The 20,261-nt window shown below is 36.9% G+C and carries 20 protein-coding genes; 18 read left to right on the forward strand and 2 right to left on the reverse strand.

Annotated features, from left to right (window positions below):
• The first annotated feature begins 10 nt into the window (after positions 1-10).
• From BAQ48_RS20470 to uvsE, 11 genes are all read left to right on the forward strand, one after another.
• Entirely contained in the window at positions 11-127 is a 117-nt protein-coding gene (locus BAQ48_RS20470; protein ID WP_000654250.1) for a DUF3948 family protein, read from the forward strand.
• 44 nt (positions 128-171) lie between these two features.
• Complete coding sequence (locus BAQ48_RS20475; RefSeq protein ID WP_001083682.1) at positions 172-282, forward strand: DUF3948 family protein; 111 nt, start codon at positions 172-174, stop codon at positions 280-282.
• A gap of 336 nt (positions 283-618) precedes the next feature.
• The gene (gene hppD, locus BAQ48_RS20480) at positions 619-1,737 is read left to right on the forward strand and encodes a 4-hydroxyphenylpyruvate dioxygenase (RefSeq protein WP_071712625.1); all 1,119 of its coding nucleotides are present in this window, start codon (positions 619-621) and stop codon (positions 1,735-1,737) included.
• A gap of 66 nt (positions 1,738-1,803) precedes the next feature.
• Positions 1,804-2,760, forward strand: a complete 957-nt coding sequence (locus tag BAQ48_RS20485; protein WP_071712626.1) for a fumarylacetoacetate hydrolase family protein — start codon at positions 1,804-1,806, stop codon at positions 2,758-2,760.
• On the forward strand, positions 2,726-3,898 hold the full coding sequence (locus BAQ48_RS20490; protein WP_000499908.1) for a homogentisate 1,2-dioxygenase: 1,173 nt from the start codon (positions 2,726-2,728) through the stop codon (positions 3,896-3,898). The genes BAQ48_RS20485 and BAQ48_RS20490 overlap by 35 nt, the downstream gene beginning before the upstream one ends.
• Positions 3,899-4,129: 231 nt before the next feature.
• Positions 4,130-5,545: a branched-chain amino acid transporter BcaP gene (bcaP, locus tag BAQ48_RS20495; RefSeq protein ID WP_000809376.1), complete on the forward strand. Its 1,416-nt coding sequence runs from the start codon at positions 4,130-4,132 to the stop codon at positions 5,543-5,545.
• A gap of 108 nt (positions 5,546-5,653) precedes the next feature.
• Complete coding sequence (locus tag BAQ48_RS20500; protein WP_071712627.1) at positions 5,654-6,925, forward strand: MDR family MFS transporter; 1,272 nt, start codon at positions 5,654-5,656, stop codon at positions 6,923-6,925.
• 251 nt (positions 6,926-7,176) lie between these two features.
• Positions 7,177-8,262: a D-alanine--D-alanine ligase gene (locus tag BAQ48_RS20505; RefSeq protein ID WP_071712628.1), complete on the forward strand. Its 1,086-nt coding sequence runs from the start codon at positions 7,177-7,179 to the stop codon at positions 8,260-8,262.
• A gap of 60 nt (positions 8,263-8,322) precedes the next feature.
• The gene (gene murF, locus BAQ48_RS20510; RefSeq protein WP_071712629.1) at positions 8,323-9,699 is read left to right on the forward strand and encodes a UDP-N-acetylmuramoyl-tripeptide--D-alanyl-D-alanine ligase; all 1,377 of its coding nucleotides are present in this window, start codon (positions 8,323-8,325) and stop codon (positions 9,697-9,699) included.
• 305 nt (positions 9,700-10,004) lie between these two features.
• On the forward strand, positions 10,005-11,591 hold the full coding sequence (gene cshA, locus BAQ48_RS20515; protein ID WP_071712630.1) for a degradosome RNA helicase CshA: 1,587 nt from the start codon (positions 10,005-10,007) through the stop codon (positions 11,589-11,591).
• Between the two features lie 96 nt (positions 11,592-11,687).
• Entirely contained in the window at positions 11,688-12,650 is a 963-nt protein-coding gene (gene uvsE / locus BAQ48_RS20520; RefSeq protein WP_071712631.1) for a UV DNA damage repair endonuclease UvsE, read from the forward strand.
• Here the strand turns inward: uvsE and BAQ48_RS20525 are convergent.
• Positions 12,643-13,215, reverse strand: a complete 573-nt coding sequence (locus BAQ48_RS20525; protein ID WP_071712632.1) for a rhomboid family intramembrane serine protease — start codon at positions 13,213-13,215, stop codon at positions 12,643-12,645. The two genes, uvsE and BAQ48_RS20525, sit on opposite strands and share 8 nt — an antisense overlap.
• 92 nt (positions 13,216-13,307) lie before the next feature.
• Between BAQ48_RS20525 and acpS the strand changes: the two genes are divergently transcribed.
• The 6 genes from acpS (at position 13,308) to BAQ48_RS20555 (ending at position 19,241) form a co-directional block, all read left to right on the forward strand.
• On the forward strand, positions 13,308-13,667 hold the full coding sequence (acpS, locus tag BAQ48_RS20530) for a holo-ACP synthase (protein ID WP_000635046.1): 360 nt from the start codon (positions 13,308-13,310) through the stop codon (positions 13,665-13,667).
• Between the two features lie 156 nt (positions 13,668-13,823).
• Positions 13,824-14,774, forward strand: coding sequence for a LolA family protein (locus tag BAQ48_RS20535; protein ID WP_071712636.1), 951 nt, complete (start codon positions 13,824-13,826; stop codon positions 14,772-14,774).
• Positions 14,775-14,892: 118 nt separating this feature from the next.
• Positions 14,893-16,062: an alanine racemase gene (gene alr, locus BAQ48_RS20540; RefSeq protein ID WP_071712633.1), complete on the forward strand. Its 1,170-nt coding sequence runs from the start codon at positions 14,893-14,895 to the stop codon at positions 16,060-16,062.
• A gap of 300 nt (positions 16,063-16,362) precedes the next feature.
• Positions 16,363-16,650, forward strand: coding sequence for an antitoxin EndoAI (locus tag BAQ48_RS20545; RefSeq protein WP_000004570.1), 288 nt, complete (start codon positions 16,363-16,365; stop codon positions 16,648-16,650).
• 4 nt (positions 16,651-16,654) lie between these two features.
• Positions 16,655-17,005 carry a type II toxin-antitoxin system endoribonuclease NdoA gene (gene ndoA / locus BAQ48_RS20550; RefSeq protein WP_000635965.1) on the forward strand — a complete coding sequence of 117 codons (351 nt, stop codon included), beginning with the start codon at positions 16,655-16,657 and terminating at the stop codon, positions 17,003-17,005.
• Positions 17,006-17,072: 67 nt separating this feature from the next.
• Positions 17,073-19,241 (forward strand): Tex family protein, encoded by a 2,169-nt coding sequence (locus tag BAQ48_RS20555; protein WP_071712634.1) that lies wholly within the window; start codon positions 17,073-17,075, stop codon positions 19,239-19,241.
• 60 nt (positions 19,242-19,301) lie between these two features.
• Here BAQ48_RS20555 and cmpA read toward each other — a convergent pair whose 3' ends face one another.
• The gene (gene cmpA, locus BAQ48_RS27265; protein WP_001143641.1) at positions 19,302-19,415 is read right to left on the reverse strand and encodes a cortex morphogenetic protein CmpA; all 114 of its coding nucleotides are present in this window, start codon (positions 19,413-19,415) and stop codon (positions 19,302-19,304) included.
• A gap of 201 nt (positions 19,416-19,616) precedes the next feature.
• On the opposite strand from cmpA, the gene BAQ48_RS20560 reads away from it, so the two are divergent.
• Positions 19,617-20,081 carry a SprT family protein gene (locus BAQ48_RS20560; protein WP_278248834.1) on the forward strand — a complete coding sequence of 155 codons (465 nt, stop codon included), beginning with the start codon at positions 19,617-19,619 and terminating at the stop codon, positions 20,079-20,081.
• Positions 20,082-20,261: the final 180 nt, after the last annotated feature.

Raw genomic sequence — 20,261 nt, forward strand, 5'->3', positions numbered from 1 at the left:
GGAAGGGAGAATGAAAGATATGAAAGAGCAAGTATTACAAGTAACAAAAGGTGATTTCGTAGGATCAGCAAGTGGAGCAGTAGTATTAACAGCATTAATCGTATTTTTATCAAGCGTATTAGTATAATAGAAGTTTTGTAACACAAGATAAACGAAGGGAGAATGAGGAATATGAACAGTGAACAAATGTTACAAGTAACAAAAACAGATTTATTAGGATCATTAGGTGGAGCGGTAGTATTAACATCATTTATTCTATTCCTTGCAAATATATTAGTATGAGATATATAAATACAATCATTCAAAAAAAATAAAGACTCTAACGTATTAGTAAATAGTTAATATGTTGGGGTCTTTTTTATTTTCCTCGTACATACCCTCAAGTATTCATGTTATCCCATTATCCCGTAAATCCCCAATGAGTAAAGTTTTACTTTAAAAAGAAAAAAGTCGAATTTTATCTGGAAGAAAAAAGAGGAATTTGACAGAAAAGATAGAAAATTTTAAAGGTCATAATTTGTTAGCTTGCTAACTAATTTTATTAATGAATGTTGGAAGCGTTTTCTGGTTGGTTTAAGTATGAATCATTTAATCTATTTACAGGGGGATGAGTATTTTATGAAACAAAAATCTATGGATACGCTAGCTGCACAAATGGAGGATTTTTTCCCGGTACGTGATGTAGATCATTTGGAATTTTACGTAGGAAATGCAAAGCAATCAAGCTATTATCTTGCTAGAGCTTTCGGATTCAAAATTGTGGCTTATTCTGGATTAGAGACTGGAAACCGTGAAAAGGTATCTTATGTTCTTGTGCAAAAAAATATGCGTTTCGTTGTGTCTGGAGCCCTAGGTAGCGATAATCGTATCGCAGAGTTTGTAAAGACTCATGGTGACGGAGTGAAAGACGTGGCTTTACTTGTTGATGACGTTGATAAAGCATACTCGGAGGCAGTGAAACGTGGTGCTGTCGCGATTGCTCCACCTGAGGAGTTAACAGATGAGAACGGTACATTGAAAAAAGCAGTTATTGGTACGTATGGTGATACAATTCATACGCTTGTAGAGCGTAAAAATTATAAAGGGACATTTATGCCAGGATTCCAAAAGGTGGAGTTTAATATTCCGTTTGAAGAGTCTGGGTTAATTGCTGTAGACCATGTAGTTGGTAATGTTGAGAAAATGGAGGAATGGGTTAGTTATTATGAGAACGTTATGGGCTTTAAACAAATGATCCATTTCGATGATGATGATATTAGTACAGAGTACTCAGCGTTAATGTCGAAAGTTATGACGAATGGAAGTCGTATTAAGTTTCCTATTAACGAACCGGCAGATGGAAAGAGAAAATCGCAAATTCAAGAATATCTAGAATTCTATAATGGAGCAGGTGTGCAACATCTAGCGTTATTAACAAATGATATTGTGAAAACAGTCGAAGCGCTTCGCGCAAATGGTGTGGAGTTTTTAGATACACCAGATACGTATTATGATGAGTTAACTGCACGAGTTGGAAAAATTGATGAAGAAATTGGTAGGCTAAAAGAATTGAAAATTTTAGTGGATCGTGATGATGAAGGTTATTTACTACAAATCTTTACGAAACCAATTGTAGACCGTCCGACTTTATTTATTGAAATTATCCAACGTAAAGGTTCTCGTGGATTCGGTGAAGGTAATTTTAAAGCATTGTTTGAATCAATTGAAAGAGAACAAGAGCGTCGCGGAAACTTATAAGGTTTGTATCCACCAGCAAAATTTCTATTGCTGGTGGAAATTTCATTTTCATAGGGAGGAATCATGATGAAATTTGTTACATTTCGTCTCCCTTCAAAAGAAATGCGAGCTGGGTGGATTGAAGGTGACAAAGTAATCGATATGAATCTCGCGAGTGATGGGAAATTACCTTCTTCTATGTTCGCCTTTTTAGAGAAAGCAGATGAGTATGTAGAAGTAGTGCGTAATATTACGAATCCAAACAAGGGTATATATTCTTTAGAGGAAGTACAGTTGACGGCTGCTCTTCCTAATCCAAGCAGCATTCGAGATTTTTATGCATTTGAACAGCATGTAAAAACCGCGCGCGGGCGAAGAGGGTTAGATGTGGTACCTGAATGGTATGATATCCCGGTTTTTTATTTTACTAACCATCGTGCTGTTATTGGCCCAAATGATTTTGTAATAGGTCCGGAGAAGTCTAAAAAGCTTGATTATGAGTTAGAGATTGCTTGTGTAATTGGAAAAGAAGGACGGAATATTTCTCGTGAGCAAGCAGAGGAATATATTTTTGGTTATTGTATTATGAACGACTGGAGTGCAAGGGATTTACAAGCAACTGAAATGAAAGTTGGGCTTGGTCCAGCGAAGGGAAAAGACTTTGCAACTTCATTAGGAGCATATCTCGTTACGAAAGAAGAATTAGACGTGTATCGTAATGGAAATCGGTATGATTTAGAGATGACTGCTCATGTAAATGGAAAGCTATTATCGAAGGGTAATTTTCAAGATATTTACTATACATTCGCAGAGATGATTGAACGAGCTTCGGAGGATGTTACGTTATATCCTGGTGATGTGATTGGGTCTGGAACAGTAGGGACAGGTTGTGTTTTAGAACTTGGCACGGAAGAGTGGCTACAAGATGGTGATGTTGTAGAACTTGCGATTACTGGTTTAGGTACATTATGTAATACGGTCAAAAAAGAAAGGAAAGCAGGTGATGGGCATGTTTTATCGTCACATGGGGGAGCTACCTCATAAACGACATGTACAATTCCGTAAGAAAGATGGATCGCTTTATCGTGAACAGGTAATGGGAACAAAAGGTTTTTCTGGTACGCAGTCTATTTTGTACCATCATTATATGCCAACGGAAGTAGGTCATGCGGCATTATCTCATTCTTGTCAGTTGCAGTATGAAGAAGATGTAGCTCTTGCTCATCGTCATTTTCGTACGAAGGAAAACAAAAAAACTGGCGATGCAGTAAGTGGGAGAAACTTCATACTTGGAAATGAAGATGTATTAATTGGAGTAGTGAGCCCAACAGAAAAAATGGATTATTTCTACCGTAATGGTGATGGCGATGAAATGCTATTTGTTCATTATGGAACAGGGAAAATTGAAACGATGTTTGGAACGATTCACTATAGAAAAGGTGACTATGTAACGATCCCAATTGGAACGATTTATCGTGTTATTCCAGATGCAGGAGAGACAAAGTTTCTTGTTGTAGAGGCTAATAGCCAAATTACAACGCCACGTCGTTATCGTAATGAGTATGGACAATTGTTAGAACATAGTCCGTTTTGTGAAAGAGATATTCGTGGTCCAGAAAAATTAGAGACGTATGATGAAAAAGGTGAGTTTGTCGTAATGACAAAGTCGAGAGGGTATATGCATAAACATGTTCTAGGACATCATCCATTAGATGTTGTTGGATGGGATGGTTATTTATATCCTTGGGTGTTTAATGTAGAGGATTTTGAACCAATTACAGGTCGTATTCATCAGCCGCCGCCAGTACATCAAACGTTCGAGGGACACAATTTCGTCATCTGTTCTTTCGTACCACGTTTATACGATTATCATCCAGAATCTATTCCGGCACCATATTATCATAGTAACGTGAATAGTGATGAAGTACTGTACTATGTAGAAGGAAACTTTATGAGCCGAAAAGGTGTGGAAGAAGGGTCTATTACACTTCATCCGAGCGGTATTCCGCATGGACCACATCCTGGGAAAACAGAGGCAAGTATAGGAAAGAAAGAAACGCTCGAATTAGCTGTTATGATAGATACATTCCGTCCGCTACGTATTGTAAAACAAGCACATGAAACAGAAGATGAAAAGTATATGTATAGCTGGATTGAAGAGGGCTCATATACTGTAAAATAAGTGAAAAGAGGCATACTCACTAAGTGAGTATGCCTCTTTTATGGAATCGACATGTATAATAATACCAAAAAAACATATAGAAAGATATATAGAATGAACGATAAAAATAGTGAATATTCAGAAGAATTTCTACTTATTTCGACAAAAGTATTGACTGACAAAAGTGTTATGAGTAAAATGAAAAAGCGAATTAAAAATTTTCTGAAAATTTAAAACTTGGAGGAGCAAGCTATGAAGCAAATATTTCAAAAGAAGCCTATTGAAAAGTTAATGCAAGAAAGCAAGCAAAAGACATTAGCAAGAACATTGGGCGCATTAGATTTAACTATGCTTGGAATTGGGGCAATTGTTGGAACAGGCATTTTTGTTCTAACGGGCGTGGTAGCAGCAAAACATTCTGGACCAGCTATTATATTATCATTTGCAATAGCCGCGTTAGCTTGTGCCTTTGCTGCATTTTGTTATGCTGAATTCGCTTCTTCAGTTCCTGTCTCTGGTAGTGTGTATACGTACACATATGCAACGATGGGAGAGGTATTTGCATTTTTAATTGGATGGGATTTGATGCTTGAATATTTACTTGCCACATCTGCTGTGGCGAATGGATGGTCCGCGTATTTTCAATCTTTATTAAAAGGATTCGGGATTCATATTCCGACCATTCTCTCCTCGGCACCCGGTACAGGAAAGGGTGGAATAATTGATTTACCTGCTGTTCTCATTATTTTATTGATGACAGTTCTTTTATCTAGAGGTGTTCGTGAAAGTGCACGCATAAATAATATTATGGTATTTATTAAAATAGCAGTTGTTCTTATTTTTATTTTTGCTGGTTTTAATTATGTGAAACCTGAAAACTGGACGCCTTTTATGCCATTTGGTTTAGATGGTGTAATGGCTGGGGCGGCTACAGTATTTTTCGCATTTATAGGGTTTGATGCAGTTTCAACAGCTGCAGAAGAAGTGAAGCGCCCGCAACGTGATTTACCAATCGGTATTATTGCATCATTATTAATTTGTACGATACTTTATATCGTTGTTTCGCTTATTTTGACAGGAATAGTTCCATACGGACAGCTAAATATATCAGATCCGGTTGCTTTTGCACTTCAATTTATTGGACAAGATGGTTTAGCGGGGGTAATTTCAGTAGGGGCGATCACAGGAATTACAACTGTAATGCTAGTTATGATGTACGGGCAAGTTCGCGTTTCCTATGCGATGAGCCGTGATGGGTTATTGCCGAAGCGTCTTGCTAAAGTTCATCCGAAGTTTAAAACACCGTTTTTAAATACATGGACAACGGGAATTATTGCAGCACTTATTTCAGGATTAATAGATTTAAATGTGTTAGCACATCTTGTAAACATGGGGACTTTATCAGCTTTTGCACTTGTAGCTGTTGCTGTTATTGTAATGAGAAGAACTCATCCTGATTTACCAAGAGCATTTAAGGCGCCACTTGTACCAGTTTTGCCAGCATTAACAGTAATTTTTTGTTTATACTTAATGCTTCAATTATCAGGGACAGCGTGGATTAGTTTTGGAGTGTGGATGGTTATCGGTATAGCAGTTTACTTCCTATATAGCCGAAAGCATAGCGCTTTAAATAATAGTAAAGAAGAAGATGATGTAGCGAATTTATAAGAGGGAAAATCCATTCTAATTATTTTAGGATGGATTTTTTATTCTGAAAATTTACATTGTTCTGAAATTGTTATAAGATAATTGTTGGTTAAATAAAGGGGTGGGATTATGAAAAGTATGTGGCATGAGTTAAGGGCGATGGATCGTAACGTATGGATTCGATTTGTCGGCGAGACGTTGAATGGAATTGCAATGATGATGTTAATGCCCTTTTTCGCATTATATTTAAAAGATAAGGTAGATTCATTATTACAGGTCGGAGTTATTATGGCGCTTTCTCCAATTGCTGCAAGCTTTGGAGCTATTATAGGGGGGAGAATTGCTGATATATATGGAAGAAAGCCAATTATGATATTTTCGATGGTGAGTAATGCATTATTGATGCTCGGTTTTTTATTTATAGAAGGATTTATTCCGTATGCGATTTTATCTGTTTTTTTAGGATTAAGTAATTCGCTATTTCATCCAGCTGCATCAGCGATGGTTGCGGATGTAACGGCACCGGAAAAAAGAACAGAAGCATATGGTTTATTGCGAATGGGACACAATATAGGTGCTGCGATTGGTCCGATAATGGGAGCATCAGTAGTTGTGTTGTCAAAGAACCTTGTGTTTATTATTGCCTCTTCTACGATGCTTTTTTATGCATTACTAGTATTACTTCTTATTCAAGAGACAATGCCGAAGGATACAAATAAAGAAGAGAATATAGAAAAGGAATCTGTGGCAGTTTGGAAAATTGTAATGCGAGATAAGGCATTAATGATTTACTTATTGGCAGGTATCGTTATTTCGATGGGTTTTTCTCAAACAGAAGGTATGTTGCCGCTACACTTTGATAATGAAATGAATGGTATTTTTGGGGTTAACAATCCATACCCATATTTAATGGCTCTAAATGGACTGTTAGTTGTGTTGTTCCAATTTCAAATTTCAAAATGGGCCGCAGATAAACCTGTCGGAAAAACGATGTTATATGGTGCATGTTTATTCGGCATTGGATTATTTTTTATAGGGTGGTTACCAAAGTGGTTTGGAGAATTCGATACAAATGCTACAGTTATTTTAATAACGTTGCTGTTCGTTTATGCCATATATACGTTAGGTGAGATGATTATGTCGCCTGTCCAGATGACGTTTGTAGCGAATTTGGCCCCTGAACATTTGAGAGGGACTTATATGGGAGCTGCCAGTTTGCAGTGGATTACAGGAAGTGCATTCGGCCCACTTTTAGGAGGGTTTTTATTAGATCGATTACTTGGTCACTTTCTATTTACAATTTTAGCTGTAGGGTGTGTAGTTGCGGGTATTGTATATGTTTCTTTAGATCGTCTCGTTGAACAAAGGCAAAAAGACACACTAACCAAACAGTCTTCTTAATGAGTAGATGACATACACAAAAAGGGGATTTCTACATATTTTAGGTACATAACTAGATTGGATTATGATTTTATTTTAAAATTCACTTCTGTATAGTTATGAAGAAAGTGAAATAGAAAAAGTGTAGAAAACCAATAAGTGGTGTCATTTAATTATTTGTGGAAGTTGCATTTTATTTCAAATAGGAACTACCTATTTTTATAAAAAGTGCTAAAATAGAAAAATGAAAACAATTGGTTAGGGTGATTTCAGTGACAAAAATTAAATTAGGTTTATTATATGGTGGAAAATCAGCTGAGCATCAAGTTTCGCTACAAACGGCTCTTGCTGCTATTAAAGCATTAAATCAAGATAAATTCGAGATTCATCCAATTTATATTACAGAGCAAGGTCAATGGGTACGCGGTGAGCGTATTGAAGGTGAAGTAACAGAGGTAGAAGCTTTAAAAATGAGCGGTGCAGAACATGCGATTTCTCCGTTATCATTAAGCACAGAAATTATTCCATCTGCAACTTCTGAGGAAAATGCTATCGACGTTATTTTCCCATTACTACATGGACCAAACGGCGAAGATGGAACGGTTCAAGGATTATTAGAATTAATGAACATTCCTTATGTAGGAAATGGTGTGCTAGCATCAGCTGCTGGTATGGATAAAGTTGTTATGAAAAATATCTTTGCAGAAGCTGGATTGAAACAAGCGAAATATGCATCTTTCATTCGTAGCGCATGGGAAAAAGAGCGTGAAACAGCATATGAAAAAGTAGAAGAAGTATTAGGATATCCTTGCTTCGTAAAACCAGCAAACCTTGGTTCAAGTGTTGGTATTAATAAGTGTAAAGATCGTGAAGAACTTGAGAATGCATTTGAAGAGGCATTCCAATTTGACCGAAAAATTATTGTAGAAGAAAATATTGTTGGACGTGAAGTAGAAGTTGGTGTATTAGGTAATGATGAGCCAAAATGTTCAGTTGTAGGTGAAATTGTACCGAAAAAAGATTTCTATGATTACAAGTCAAAATACATCGATGGCGATACAGCATTAATTATTCCAGCTGAAATGACAGAAGAAGAGTCTAATGTCATTAAGCGAGATGCGATCATTGCGTTCCAATCTTTAGACGGTGCTGGTTTAACGCGAGCTGATTTCTTCTTAACGAAAGATGGCGAAGTATATATTAACGAAGTAAATACGATGCCAGGATTTACGCCGTTTAGTATGTTCCCTCTATTATGGCAACATACTGGATTACCGTATCCTCAATTAATTGAAGAGCTAATTCGTTTCGCGATTGAACGTCACGAAGAAAAACAAAAAATTAAATATACAATCTAACAATAAAGGAGGAGGCACTATTCATAGGAATAGTGCTTCCTCTATGTAAGGAGTGTTTTCATGATAAATCGAACGTTAAAACAAGTAGAACAGATGATAAATGGTACGGGATTAGCAGAGCAATATGAGGGAATTATTATACAAGGGGTGTCTATTGATACGAGAAAAATTGAAAAAGGAAATTTATATGTTCCGATTCAAGGGGAACGTTTCGATGGACATGCTTTTGTAGATAAAGCTGTTGAAAGTGGAGCTGTTGCTACATTATGGATGAAAGATGTAGCAAATCCGCCTGAGAATCTTCCGGTTATCTTTGTAGAAGATACGCTATTGGCATTACAAATGTTAGCGAAAAGCTATCGTGATCAATTGGATGTTAAAGTTGTAGGTGTGACAGGTAGTAACGGTAAAACATCTACGAAAGATATTGTAACGAGTCTTCTTGCAACTAAATTTAAAGTTCAAAAAACAGAAGGAAACTTCAATAACCATATTGGCTTACCTCTTACGATTTTAAACCTAGAAGAAAATACAGAAGTAGCGGTATTAGAAATGGGTATGTCAAGCCGAGGGGAAATTGAATTCTTATCTAAGTTAGCTCGTCCTAATGCAGCTATCATTACGAATATTGGTGAAGCACATTTAATGGATTTAGGTTCTCGTGAGGCAATTGCTGAAGCGAAGTTAGAGATTGTGACAGGATTACAAGAAGGTGGAGTGTTCGTATATAACGGAGATGAGCCATTATTAACAAATCGTGTTCCTGAAATGAATTTAATGGCTGAAACAGTTACTTTCGGTGATGCTAGAGCAAATGATTATTATCCAACGACTGTAACATTACAGGCGACTGGGACACACTTTAAGATGAATAAAGATGAAAATATGTCATTCTACCTACCAGTGTTAGGGAAACATAATGTGTATAATACACTTGCTTCAATGGCAATTGCGAAACACTTTGGTGTAACGTGGGAAGAAATGAAACAAGGATTAGTAACACTTCAAATGACGGGCATGCGTATGGAAATTGTAAAAACAGATAGTGGATTAACTATTATCAATGATGCGTACAATGCAAGTCCGACAGCTATGGAAGCAGCATTCCATTTAATGAATGGTTTAGATGGATTCGCTAAAAAAATCGTTGTACTTGGAGATATGTTAGAACTTGGAGATCAAGAAGTGCAATTTCATTATGAGGTAGGGAAATTAATCGATCCAGCAAAAATCGCATTTGTATTCACATATGGTAGATTAGGGGCTCAAATTGCTGAAGGAGCGAAAATTAACTTCCCTAGCGAACGTGTAAAGGCGTATGATAATAAAGAAGCGCTAGTAAAAGATTTACAAGCAGTAGTTGATGTGAAAGATGTTGTATTAGTAAAAGCATCTCGTGGCATGAAATTAGAGGAAGTAATTACGATGTTGAAATAATTGGCGTATATAAATAGGGATGATAGTTACGAAAATAGAAGAAACTTATAATAAGCGCTTACAGTAAATGATAAAAAAATAAAAGTAAAGAAAAAGGCCCTGAATATGAAATAAGGTAACAGTTGGGTTTGCTTTTTGCACATACAAAACTTATAATTGATAAAGTGTAATAACGTTTAGAAGTATTTTCGTGAAGAATATACGCCCGGTTATATACGTGAGTATTCAGGAAAAGGGCTTTTCCGCAAGTTCGGAAAACGCCTTTTTTTAAATGATAAGTATAGGATAGAAAAGGAGAAGTAACATTGACAACATTTCGAGAATTAGGATTAAGTGAGTCTTTACTGCAATCAGTTGAAAGTATGGGCTTTGAAGAGGCTACGCCGATTCAAGCTGAAACAATTCCACATGCATTGCAAGGTAAAGACATTATTGGGCAAGCACAAACAGGTACAGGGAAAACGGCAGCATTCGGATTACCACTATTAGATAAAGTGGATACAAATAAAGAAGCAGTTCAAGGTATTGTTATCGCGCCAACGCGTGAATTAGCAATTCAAGTTGGAGAAGAGCTATACAAAATTGGTAAACATAAACGTGTTCGTATTTTACCAATCTATGGTGGTCAAGATATTAACCGCCAAATTCGTGCTCTAAAAAAACACCCACACATTATTGTTGGTACGCCGGGTCGTATTTTAGATCATATTAACCGTAAAACACTTCGCCTACAAAACGTAGAGACAGTTGTTCTTGACGAAGCGGATGAAATGTTAAACATGGGCTTCATTGAAGATATTGAAGCAATTTTAACAGATGTGCCAGAAACACATCAAACATTACTATTCTCAGCGACAATGCCAGATCCAATCCGTCGTATTGCTGAGCGTTTCATGACTGAGCCTCAACACATTAAAGTAAAAGCAAAAGAAGTAACAATGCCAAACATTCAGCAGTTCTATTTAGAAGTGCAAGAAAAGAAAAAGTTTGACGTGTTAACACGCTTACTAGATATTCAATCTCCAGAGCTTGCAATCGTATTCGGTCGTACAAAGCGTCGTGTTGATGAATTATCAGAAGCATTAAACTTACGTGGTTATGCAGCAGAAGGTATCCATGGTGATTTAACGCAGGCGAAACGTATGTCTGTATTACGTAAATTTAAAGAAGGTGCTATCGAAGTTCTTGTTGCAACAGACGTTGCTGCACGTGGTCTTGATATTTCAGGCGTAACTCACGTATACAACTTCGATATTCCTCAAGATCCAGAATCATACGTTCACCGTATCGGCCGTACTGGTCGTGCAGGTAAAAAAGGTATTGCAATGCTATTTGTAACACCACGTGAATCAGGACAATTGAAAAATATCGAGCGTACAACAAAACGTAAAGTTGATCGTATGGAAGCGCCGACACTTGACGAGGCACTAGAAGGTCAACAACGTTTAATCGCTGAAAAACTTCAAAGCACAATTGAAAGTGATAACTTATCATACTACAAGCGTATTGCAGAAGAAATGTTAGAAGAGAATGACTCTGTAACAGTAGTAGCTGCTGCTTTAAAAATGATGACAAAAGAGCCGGATACAACTCCAATCGCTTTAACATCAGAACCACCAGTTGTTTCAAGAGGTGGCGGTTCTAAAAAACGCGGTGGTAACGGAGGCGGATACCGTGATGGTAACCGTAATCGTAGTCGTGACGGACGCAGTGGCGATGGTCGTAACCGTGACCGTAACCGTGATGGCCGTAATCGTGACGGTAACCGTGATCGCAATCGCGAAGGTAGCCGTGATGGTAACCGTGGTCGCAGAGGCGAAGGTCAAGGTCGCCCAGGTTCTTCAACTGGACGCGGCGAAAGAAAACATCATAGCCGTAAGCCACAAGCTTAATAGCAAAAAAAGAGAATGCCCTTTTCCGGCATTCTCTTTTTTTATTTCTGTAATTGTACATACTACATAATAACTTGTGTAGAAATGAGGTGTTACATGCTTGTAAGACTTGGGTATGTTGCGATGAGTGTACATTTGAAAAATGCATCTCCATCTCAAACGATGACGTACGCGCAGTTTCAAAAAATAGATGATCGGGAAGCGGTGATTCGTAAACTTGAAAGGATTGCTAATTCGAATTTGGAAAATTGCTTACGGTTATTAAAACATAATAAAGGCCATGATATATCCTTTTTTCGACTTAGTTCTAAGTTGATTCCTTTAGCGAATCATGAGGAGTTGTTAGAGTGGAACTACATTCGTCCCTTAAAAGAAAATTTAAAAGCGCTAGGTGATTACGCCATTCGAATGAATATGCGTATTGATTTTCATCCAGATCATTTTGTTGTACTCAATTCGGCTGAGAAGAATATTTTTAAACAATCTGTAAAGACATTACAAATGCATAGAAAATTATTAAAAGGTATGGGGATTGAACATAAGCAACGATGTGTAATGCATGTTGGGGGTGGATATAAAGATAAAGAGCTCGCATTAGAGCGTTTTATAGAGAATTGGTCTAATGTCCCAAGAGGTATTCAGGAAATGATTATGTTAGAAAATGATGATACAACTTTTACGCTCGAGGAAACATTATATTTAGGAGAAAAATTGGACATTCCCGTTGTATTTGATTTACATCACCATATGATGAATAATGATCGAGAAGATTGGCATGAAGATTGGGCGCGTGTTGTACATACGTGGGAATCGTCTTTGTTACCAGTGAAAATGCACATTTCTAGCCCTAGGGACGAGAAAGATCCAAGAGCGCATGCTGATTTTATTGATGTTGAGGCATTTTTATCTTTTTTAAGAAGGATAAAGGGTAGTGTTGGACAAATTGATTGTATGATTGAGGCGAAGAAGAAGGATGAGTCTTTATTCCAACTCATGAGAGATTTAAGTAAACAAACAGATGTAGAAATTGTCGATGGTGCGAGCTTTTATATTAAATGAGCTCTGCACCATCGAATTTTTTTGTTAATAAAGGGGTGCAAATACCACCAATGATCAATCCTGTTAAGTGGCTTATAGGATTGGCAGAGGGATTAAAGAAAGTAAATAGTAGTAATATAAATATCATGATTGAAAAAATAGCGATGTCTCTTGGGTTGGAAGAACGATATCGACTATACAATAGAAATAATTGTGCACCTAGCAATCCAAAAATACCGCCGGATGCTCCGGCGTGAATATATTCAAGAGGCATAATAATATAAGTAGAAATATTTCCGATAATGCCAGAAAGGAAAAAAATAATGATGAAAGAAAAATGTCCTAGCTGCCTTTCAATAGAAGAACCAAGTACAAATAAACAAACACTATTAGAAAGAAAATGTTGTAAGTCTACATGTACAAGTAGGGAAGTTATGAGACGCCACCATTCTCCTTTAGAGATATATTCATTATAGGCTGCCAGAGGAAATAGAGAAAAGTCACTTAACATAAACATGACTAACTGTATAAGAAGTAAAGAGATGATAATTGGTTGTAAGGGAATGCGTGCAAATCGTAATAGCATGTTGTTAGTATCACTCCTTTTGCATCATAAAGAATCTCTGTTATTCTTACAGTATGAAAGAGTAAAGCTAAATAGAAGAAGGGGATTTCGAAATGATTGTAGGGATTGGAATCGATATTATTGAATTGAATAGAATTGAAAAAATGCTAGATGGAAAGCTTAAATTTATGGAACGTATTTTAACTGAAAGTGAACGTAATGTTGCTAAGGAAATGAAAGGAAGTCGTCTTACGGAATTTGTAGCTGGAAGATTTGCAGCGAAAGAGGCGTATTCAAAAGCGGTAGGGACTGGTATCGGGAAAGAAGTGAGTTTTTTAGATGTTGAAGTAAGAAATGATGATAGAGGTAAGCCGATTCTTATTGCAAATACAGAGCATATTGTTCATTTATCAATTAGTCATAGTAAGGAATTTGCTGTCGCTCAAGTTGTTTTAGAAAGCTCGTCACGCTAGTCTGCATATTTTATATCTTTGTCTCATATATTTGAGGTAGCGATAAGGAAGGCATATCTTCCATTCATTTATAGGGGCAAAGGGGCTGAAGTGATGAAAAGGCGTCTGTTTTTAGTTCTTGTCGGTTTATTAACCGTTTTTGTGTTGGCGGGTTGTATGGAGAAGAAACAGGATGATGTCGTGAGAGATTTAGAGGCGAAAGTGAAAGGGATGAAAAGTTATCAAGCTGAAGCGAAATTGTCTATTAAAACAGGGAATGAGCCTCAAGAGTATAAAGTGGAAATTTGGCATAAAGAACCTTCTTTTTATCGTGTGAATTTACAGAATGCGAAAAAAGATCAAAGTCAAATTATTTTAAGAAATGAAGAAGGTGTATTTGTATTAACGCCGGCGCTTAATAAGAGTTTCCGTTTTCAAAGTGATTGGCCGCAAAATAGTAGCCAGGCTTATTTATATGAATCGCTTGTGAGAGATATTTTGCAGGATAAGAAAAATCTTACTTTCGAGAAAACAGATAAGTATTATATTTTTAAGACCAAAACAAACTATCAACATCAAAATATGTTACCGAAACAAGAGATTACATTGAAGAAGAGCGATCTAACACCGGTTTCGGTGAAGTTAATGGATAATGATCAAAACGTTCTTGTAAAAGTAGATTTCTCTAAAGTGAAGTTCGATGCAAAATTTGATAAAGGTGCATTTGATACAAAGCAAAATATGTCTAGAGCGCAAGTGGATGTACCAACAACAGCAAAAGAAGACAAACCATTTGCTATTTTGTATCCAAGAGATACGCCACAAGGTGTGACATTGAAAGACGAAAAAGAGTTGCAGACAGACAGTGGCAAGCGTGCGATACTCACATACACTGGAAATAAGAAATCCTTTACTTTAATACAAGAAAAGGCAAAAGTTGCAGAGGCTTCGTCGGCGATAAGTGTAAGTGGGGAATTGGTTGATCTTGGTTTCACGATTGGCGCATTGACGAAAGATTCTCTAACGTGGTCGCATAACGGAGTAGAATATATGCTCGTGTCTAAAGGTTTAGAGCCGAAGGAGCTGTTAATGGTTGCTCGTTCAGTTACAGCGAAGCAGGTGAAGTAAACTTTTTAGACGTGGTGCTATATATGCACCACGTCTTTTCTTAGTTTGAAGGCTGGATTTCATAAAAGAAGCATATAAAAGAATAAGCTTCGCATATCGTGTATAAGGAAGTGTATTTATGGAAGAAGCACCATTTTACCGTGACACTTGGGTAGAAGTAGATTTAGACGCGATTTATAACAATATTACGCACATTAAAGAATTCATTCCAAGTGATGTAGAGATTTTTGCTGTAGTTAAAGCGAATGCATATGGACACGATTATGTACCGGTGGCTAAAACTGCATTAGAAGCAGGAGCGACAAGGTTGGCAGTTGCTTTTTTAGATGAAGCATTAGTGCTTCGGAGAGCTGGTATTACTGCTCCGATTTTAGTGTTAGGCCCTTCTCCGCCCCGTGATGTAAATGTAGCCGCTGAAAATGATGTAGCACTAACTGTTTTTCAAAAAGAATGGGTGGACGAAGCAATAAAACTTTGGGACGGTTCATCTATAATGAAATTCCACATTAATTTTGATAGTGGTATGGGAAGAATCGGAATACGAGAACGCAAAGAATTAAAAGGATTCTTGAAGAGTTTAGAAGGTGCGCCGTTTTTAGAGTTAGAAGGGGTTTATACACATTTTGCAACAGCAGATGAAGTGGAGACTTCTTACTTTGATAAGCAATATAACACATTCTTAGAGCAGTTAAGTTGGTTGAAAGAATTCGGAGTGGATCCTAAATTTGTCCACACGGCTAATAGTGCTGCAACGTTACGTTTTCAAGGAATTACATTTAATGCGGTGCGAGTTGGTATTGCGATGTATGGATTATCCCCTTCTGTAGAAATACGTCCTTTTTTACCGTTTGAATTAGAACCAGCGTTGTCGCTTCATACGAAGGTTGCTCATATTAAACAGGTGATTAAAGGGGATGGGATTAGTTATAACGTCACGTACCGAACAAAAACTGAAGAATGGATTGCGACTGTTGCGATTGGCTATGCAGATGGCTGGCTTAGAAGATTACAAGGATTTGAAGTGCTTGTAAATGGTAAAAGAGTACCGATTGTAGGGCGAGTAACGATGGATCAATTTATGATACATCTTCCTTGTGAAGTGCCGCTTGGTACGAGAGTTACACTCATTGGAAGACAAGGTGATGAGTATATTAGCGCTACTGAGGTTGCTGAATACTCCGGGACTATTAATTATGAAATTATCGCAACGATAAGTTTCCGTGTACCGAGAATATTTATACGGCATGGAAAGGTTGTAGAGGTAATTAATTATTTAAATAGTATATAGAAGGTAGTGTGATTTGCTTTTTGTCATTTGAGGGGGTTTTTCATTGTTGGAGAATAAGCTCTTTTTTGACGAAAAGCTTTTTACTTATAATCGCTTTTCATATAAGTTTTGCAGAGGAATTCTTTTGATTCTTGTTTAAAATGAGATAAAAAATAATAGAAGATGAATGTTTTGCTTGTGAATTGGAAAACATAAGCAAGGAATAAGGAAGTCTTTGCAACAGGCTCCATACAATGGTATTATTACAATAGGTGTCATATATATATTTGGGTGTGTAGTTGACGGTGGAGGTGTATTTTTGTGTCCGAATCAAGTGTAACTACTGAAATCGTGGTTCGGTTGCCAAAGCAAATGGTAACGGAATTGGACGGAATTGGAAAACAAGAGAATAAGAATCGCCATGAACTAATTTGCCAGGCAACACAACTGTTATTGCGTCAACATAAGACGAAGAAACGCTACCAACATGAATCAATGCGACGTGGGTACATTGAAATGGGAAAAATTAATCTTGGTATTGCATCTGAAGCTTTCTTAGCAGAGTATGAAGCAGCTCATACAGTAGAACGCTTAGTTAGCGGGGGGTAATATTTTGATTGTAAAACGCGGCGACGTGTATTTTGCAGACCTTTCCCCAGTTGTTGGTTCTGAGCAAGGAGGCGTTCGTCCGGTTCTTGTCATTCAAAATGACATCGGAAATCGTTTTAGTCCAACGGTGATTGTAGCGGCTATTACTGCACAGATTCAAAAAGCGAAATTACCCACTCATGTGGAAATTGATGCGAAAAAGTACGGTTTTGAGAGAGATTCTGTTATTTTACTTGAGCAGATTCGAACAATCGATAAGCAACGCTTAACGGACAAAATCACTCATTTGGATGAAGTGATGATGAGTCGTGTAGATGAAGCGTTACAAATTAGTTTAGGACTAATAGATTTTTAAATCGGCAGTTTAAGTTGCTCTCTTTGCAGGGCAACTTTTTTTATTATAGAGGAGGTTACGGTTGTATATGGAAATGGTAGATAATCGACAAGCGTTAATGAAAATGTTAGTGAAAGAATTAGGCTTTACCGAAAAGCAGGTTCGTCATGTTATTCAATTAACAGAAGAAGGTAACACAGTTCCATTTATTGCTCGTTACCGAAAAGAATGGACAGGCTCTTTAGATGAAGTGCAAATTCGTGCGATTTTAGAGAGATGGCAATATATGCTGCAACTTGAAGGTAGGAAGGAAGAGGTTCTTCGTCTTATTGATGAGAAGGGGAAACTGACAGAAGAGTTACGTCAGCAAATTGTTAAAGCTACAAAGTTGCAAGAAGTAGAAGATTTATATCGTCCATATAAAGAAAAAAGAAGAACGAAAGCGACGATTGCAAAAGAAAAAGGATTAGAACCGTTAGCTGAATGGTTATTGTTATATAAAAAAGAAGATCCAAATCAAAAGGCGATAGAATTTATTGATGTCGAGAAAGAAGTACAAACTGCAGAAGAGGCATTACAAGGTGCTCAAGACATTATCGCAGAAATCGTTTCAGATGAAGCTGCATATCGTAGTTGGATTCGGAATGTTACGTTTAGAAAAGGCATCATGTCTTCGGCTGTAAAAGATGAAGAAAAAGATGAAAAGAATATATATGAAATGTATTACAGTTATGAAGAACCGTTGCAGAAAGTAGTGCCGCATCGTGTACTAGCGATGAATCGTGGTGAGAAAGAAGATATATTGAGAATTGCTGTTGTTCCGCCAGTAGATGAGATATTAAGTTTCTTATATAAGAAAGTAATTCGTGATAACGAGTCTAAAAGTGCGCATTATGTACAATTAGCGATTGAAGATAGCTATAAACGATTAATTCAATCTTCGATTGAAAGAGAGATTCGAAAAGAATTAACAGAAACAGCTGAGGAACAAGCGATACATATTTTCTCTGAGAATTTACGTAACTTACTATTACAACCTCCTATGAAAGGGAAAGTGGTGTTAGCTGTAGACCCTGCATATAGAACGGGTTGTAAATTAGCTGTAGTAGATGATACAGGGAAGGTTCTACATATTGGTGTTATTTATCCCCATCCGCCAGTGCGTAAATATGAAGCTGCAAAAGCGGAAGTTCTTTCTATTATAGATAAATATCAAGTTGAAATGATTGCGATTGGGAATGGTACAGCTTCTAGAGAATCAGAAGAATTTATAGTTGATGTATTACAAAATGTGAAACGAGAAGTCTTCTATATTATTGTGAACGAAGCTGGTGCGAGTGTGTATTCGGCTTCTGATTTAGCCCGTGAGGAATTCCCGGATTTACAGGTTGAAGAAAGAAGTGCGGTTTCTATCGGTAGACGTCTGCAAGATCCGCTTGCTGAACTTGTGAAGATTGATCCTAAATCAGTTGGGGTTGGACAGTACCAACATGATGTATCTCAAAAGAGATTGAATGAATCATTAACATTTGTAGTCGAGACGGCAGTTAACCAAGTTGGTGTTAATGTAAATACGGCTTCAGTTGCATTATTACAATATGTTTCTGGTTTATCGAAAACTGTTGCGAAAAATATTGTGGCAAAGAGAGAAGAAGGTGGGAAATTTACGAAACGCACGGAATTAAAGAAAATCCCGCGCTTAGGTGCAAAGACGTACGAACAATGTGTAGGTTTCTTACGTATATTAGAAGGAGCGAATCCATTAGATCGAACAGGAATTCATCCAGAACAATATAAAAATGTTGAATTGTTATTGAAGAGTTTAGGTTTATCAAAAGATGATGTAGGACAATTGCATTTACAAAAGAGCTTAGAAGAAGTAGAGATTTCTAAGTTGTCTCAAGAAACGGGAGTTGGGGAACCGACATTAGTGGATATTATAGATGCGCTTATTAGTCCAGAGCGAGACATGAGAGATGAGTTGCCTAAACCACTTCTGAAAAAAGGGATTTTGAAATTAGAAGATTTAAAACGTGGTATGGAACTAGAAGGAACCGTTCGTAACGTTGTTGATTTTGGTGCTTTTGTTGATGTTGGTGTAAAGCAAGATGGTTTAGTACATATTTCTAAGCTAAGTACACAATATGTGAAGCATCCGTTAGATATTGTATCTGTCGGGCAAATTGTAAAGGTATGGGTCGATGATATTGATACAAAAAAAGGTCGTGTCGCATTATCCATGTTGCCGATTGAATAATAAGAGAAGAGAGCAGATGAAACTGCTCTTTTTTTATGGGGTAAGAAGTATAATGGATTATTAGCTTTGATGGATTTTGCTATAATAAAACCAGCATTCATTTAGTAATTTAATTTGATACCGGTTTTTTTCGAAATATGCACGTTGCATCTGTTTTTTTAGCCATGTGGGCATAGGAATCCCTCCTTGTTTAATCCTACTCTCAAAAATCTTCCCTTTTCGCTAAGGTACTATTGATGAGAGGTTGGTGAGTGGATTTCTATTCATATTGTATTGTTAGAAACCACGCTTCTTGAATGAGGATGGGTATATGTACTATTTAATATATGTATAAGAAGGGAGAAAAGTGTAAAAATATTTTTTTGTTTAGGAGGAATGAGAATGGATGAGCGAGAAATCCAACAGCTAGTAGAGGAAGTGTCGTTAAGATACTTTGGTATGCCGTTCTTACATAAAGCGATGTTTAATAATAGATTACGTACAACTGGTGGGCGTTATCTATTGAAAAGTCACAATATCGAACTGAATTATCAATATTATAAAATGTATGGTAAAGAAGAGTTAGTCGGGATTGTTAAACATGAACTTTGTCATTATCACTTACATATTGCAGGAAGAGGGTATAAGCACCGGGATAGAGATTTTCGTGAATTGTTAAAGGAAGTCGGTGCACCACGTTTTTGTAAACGAATGATTAATGAAGAGAAGGAACAGAAGGTTTATGTGTATGAATGTGTGGAGTGCTCATTTCAATATGTAAGGAGACGTCAAATAAATACAAAAAGATATGTCTGTGGAAAATGTAAAGGGAAACTAATTCTGATAAAGAAAACATCTTGACAGTGAAAACGCAATCCAGTATATTATAAACATGTCACGTTTGTACAAGATGTTGTGAAAAAACTTCTTGACTTACGATGATAAGTTTTATAAGATACAAATTGTCTTTATTATTCCGCAGTAGCTCAGTGGTAGAGCTATCGGCTGTTAACCGATCGGTCGTAGGTTCGAGTCCTACCT

The sequence above is a fragment of the Bacillus luti genome (assembly GCF_001884105.1).
Classification (GTDB): Bacteria; Bacillota; Bacilli; order Bacillales; family Bacillaceae_G; genus Bacillus_A; species Bacillus_A luti.